The organism is Microcystis sp. M113S1 (assembly GCF_020246945.1).
Taxonomy (GTDB): Bacteria; Cyanobacteriota; Cyanobacteriia; order Cyanobacteriales; family Microcystaceae; genus Microcystis.
The window spans coordinates 1-3,581 of record NZ_JADBSA010000396.1 but is presented as its reverse complement, the minus strand read 5'-3'; the positions used below and the strand labels follow the sequence as shown (position 1 = coordinate 3,581).

Annotated in this window: 4 protein-coding genes and 1 pseudogene; 3 read left to right on the top strand and 2 right to left on the bottom strand. The window is 40.1% G+C overall.

From position 1 onward, the window contains the following. Window positions 1–245 precede the first annotated feature (245 nt). The 3 genes and pseudogenes from rimM to IM319_RS20115 all read left to right on the top strand — a co-directional run bounded on the left by rimM (window position 246) and on the right by IM319_RS20115 (window position 1,262). Window positions 246–824: a ribosome maturation factor RimM gene (gene rimM, locus IM319_RS20125; RefSeq protein ID WP_286824812.1), complete on the top strand. Its 579-nt coding sequence runs from the start codon at window positions 246–248 to the stop codon at window positions 822–824. 67 nt (window positions 825–891) lie between these two features. Further along, window positions 892–1,095 (top strand): annotated as a pseudogene (locus tag IM319_RS20120) (IS701 family transposase); the annotation flags it as partial. Window positions 1,096–1,100: 5 nt separating this feature from the next. Next, window positions 1,101–1,262: a hypothetical protein gene (locus IM319_RS20115; RefSeq protein ID WP_287736696.1), complete on the top strand. Its 162-nt coding sequence runs from the start codon at window positions 1,101–1,103 to the stop codon at window positions 1,260–1,262. Here the strand turns inward: IM319_RS20115 and IM319_RS20110 are convergent. Both IM319_RS20110 and IM319_RS20105 read right to left on the bottom strand, forming a co-directional pair. Continuing rightward, window positions 1,259–1,687: a hypothetical protein gene (locus IM319_RS20110; protein WP_287736695.1), complete on the bottom strand. Its 429-nt coding sequence runs from the start codon at window positions 1,685–1,687 to the stop codon at window positions 1,259–1,261. The genes IM319_RS20115 and IM319_RS20110 overlap by 4 nt on opposite strands. Before the next feature lie 47 nt (window positions 1,688–1,734). Continuing rightward, entirely contained in the window at window positions 1,735–3,366 is a 1,632-nt protein-coding gene (locus tag IM319_RS20105; protein WP_287736694.1) for a purple acid phosphatase family protein, read from the bottom strand. Window positions 3,367–3,581 lie beyond the last annotated feature (215 nt).

Sequence of the window (3,581 nt, the reverse complement as noted above, 5' to 3'; positions counted from 1 at the left end):
ACATCCTTAAAAGGGGACTAAGTACGGTAGGGCATACCGGAACCTTCGATGCTCGATCCAATAAACGCTTGGGGAGAGAATACCTCTACTTTTTCAGAAGCAATTCTGTCTTTCGCAAGTAATCTCTGTGAACCAAGAATTCCCGTCTCTTTAGAGCGGGGAGTGTCAACAAGACTTTTAAAATCTAGGAGCGAGACAAAAAAGGCTATATACTAGGGAAAGCTATAGCAAAAAATGTCGAGACAATGGAAGAAAATTGGCTAGAAATTGGGACAATAGTAGCACCCCAGGGACTGGAGGGAGAATTGCGAGTTTTATCGGTATCAGATTTTCCCGAACGTTTTCAGAAGCGAGGGGTGAGGGGAATACAAGGGATCCAAGGGGGAGAAATCCGAGAAATTACTCTGCTCAGGGGACGTGAGCTACCGGGCAAAAATGTTTATGTTATCAAGTTAGAGGGGGTTGAAAATCGGGAACAAGCCGAAGCTTTGCGCGGATATAAATTATGGGCAAATAAACTAGAAAAACCTCACCTAAAAGCGGATGAATATCATGTTAGCGAGCTAGTGAACTTAGAGGTTTATCATCACCTTACAGGAGAAAAAATCGGGGTTGTGGTAGATATTTTCTGGGCGGGTAATGACATTTTAGCAGTGCAACTAGAAGCAAATCTCGCCTCTGTCAAGAAAAAAAGTCCATCCTCCGACTCAGAGGCCAGGGCCTTGGTCCCCTTCGTCAAAGAAATTGTTCCACTGGTGGATCTGAAAGCGGCACGCATCGAGATTGCGCCACCACCGGGGTTATTAGAGATCAATTTATCCTAGTGGGACTTAAACGATCAACAAGAGTATAATCGTTATAGAATAAGCACTTGACGCTGAGAGAGCAGCGATGAAAGAGACAACCTCGGCCGCGATGCTTCCCTGCTTTGACCGATGGTGTGGACGTTTTGACAATTGCTTCAAGAGCAAAGCGCAAAAAAATGGGTTCAGACAGTATTTAGGAGGATTATTAGGGGAAAGTGAAAGGAAAAATCTAACTCAAATGACCAATAATGCCTTCGGAGTGATTTATAACCGATTACACCACTTTATTTTATCTTGGTGTTTTGTGCCTATACATTTATCCTGTGGCATAAGTTAACTGGGGGACTGCAAAGGCGGTGGCGAATCGACCATTCTTTAACCGCTTTCGGAGAAACCCTGAAACCGATTATTCTGCAAATGCACCAATTAGGAATTGAGAAAAATGCCAGACTTTAAGGTTTTAAATTTCCTCCTCGAATAAACCAAGTAATTGTGGCACTGGTAAAAGCAGTGATAGCGACAATAGCTATTTGTTTCCAGTTTTTTAATTCCCCAACTTTCTCGATTAAATCAGGAATTTTTTGGGTTAATATTGCTTGGGATTGAATTGTTCCTTCAATTTTAGCCGTGATAATTTTGACTTCCGTGATTTCTTTGTGTAGGTTAATAAATTGCTTGTTATTTTCTTCTCTCAGGGTTTCTAGTTGTTTGCGATTATCTTCCTTTAGCGTATCAATTTGCTTGCGGGTTTCTTCTCGTAGGGAAATCATCTGCTCGCGGGTTTCTTCTCGCAGGGAAATCATCTGCTCGCGGTTTTCCTGTCGCATTGCCGAGAGTAAGTCTTTCAATTCTTGAATATCATTGCTAGTAACAGTAGTCATAGAATTAACCCCAAGAGAATCTATTTAACCGGCACTCTTTGATTTTATTATATTTCACCTATGCTAAAAAGGTCAAATTCATCAAATTTAATTACTTCGGAGTCAGGATAACGAGTATCAAAACGATAACTGCTCACGGTTCCTTTTTCTGTATCTAAAATGCTAAAAACCGTCACATCATTACTGGCAATATAGGGTAAAGGTTGATTAACCCAATCCACTAGAGGAGCAATATTCGGGATAATTGCTGCTAATCCATTCGGATTACCGATGGCTGCATAATTTCTATCGAGAGGTACAGGACGTTTTTTATCACCTAAATAAGCACCATAACTATTACCTACGTTAGAAGATTCGAGAAAATTAGTGCCGTTAGGACTAAGAAAACGATTCCATAAATGAGAATGACCATAGAAAACCAAATTAACCTTGGCCGATTCTAATAAAGGAATTAGATCGCGAATAATATAATCATTTTCTTGGGGATAATCATAGCGTACTGATGTAACTTTTCCCGTGGCATCCTCTTGAATTGTCGGTAGGGGATCGGTGTAGGGTGGAACGATATTTCCTCCTAGGGTATGGGGAGGATGATGAAACATAACTACTTTATATTTAGCCTCTTGAAATTCTCGACTATTTAACTCTTTTTCTAACCATTGATATTGAGGACTACCCTGAGCAATTGGCTCAAAAATATGCTGACCGTAACCCCAGCGATCGGGTCTATCTAAATCTCTTTGATTTTCGTAATATCTTCCCCTTGCACTGGGTTCTAAATTGGGATTTCTCCAGATATTAGTAACATATAAAACCACTAAACGAATATCACCAAAAGTTAGAGAATAATATTTATTTTGAGGCAAAGAAAAAATTTCTTCGTAGGTTTCTGTGTTGAAAGCCTTATTTTTTAACCAGTTTTCATTAATTGCTGCTGTATCCTCTGCTAGTTTTTTAGCAATAAAGTGAGGAATAGCATCTTCAAACTGTTCATTTAAACCTCTGGAAGTAGAAAATCTGCCCATAACTTCATGATTACCAATAGCAGGAAATAAGGGTGCATTTTGAATAATTTCACCTCCTTTATAAATAGTTTGAATGCCATTTTTTGTGAGAGTATAATTAGCACGACCTTGTAAACAGGGAAAAAATGACCCACCGCGACTATCATCAAACCATTCCGACGCTCGATCGGGTATATTAACTAAATCTCCGGCTAAAAAAACCGCATCTACCTGTCCAATAGTTTCGCTAACTTTTTGCAAATTAGCGGCAGTCATCGGCATTAATTGATGATCGGAAGTGAGCAGAATTTTGAGATTAGTTCCTTTTTTTGGTGTTGGGGTAAGGGTATAAAGATCACTTCTAATCGCTGTATTTTCCTGAAAACTGGTGACTTGATAGGGAATCCTTTCCCCAGGCTTTAAATCAGTAATTTCGGCCTGATGTCGCCAGATTTCTCGATCGGTTAAAGATTGATAAGCTTCAAGGGTTCTCGATTTGGCATCTTCTCTAACTCTAGTTAATTTGCTAGTTTGAGCGAGGGCAATTTTCTCTAGTTTTTCCCCGTAGCACAGCTGATGACGAGTGCCAAAAAATTCCGTAAACCAAATCACTTGTACTGATGTTTCGGTCGGTAATTGTAAAAAAGGTTCGGTTAAAAGTTGCTCCTTGTTCATTGTCGCTAAAAGATAACTAATTAGGGTCTGCTGAAAAAGTTTTTCGGTGGGGGTGGGGGGTTGGGGGTTGGGGGGTGGGGGATGGGTTTTACCGATTTTCAGGTGGTCAACTACCTAATTTTCAGGGAAAAAGTACCTGAATTTTCCCCCTGATCACTCCCATGCCTGGTACTTTTTGATTGACAAAAAGTCTAAAAGTCTTACCCAACAAGGTT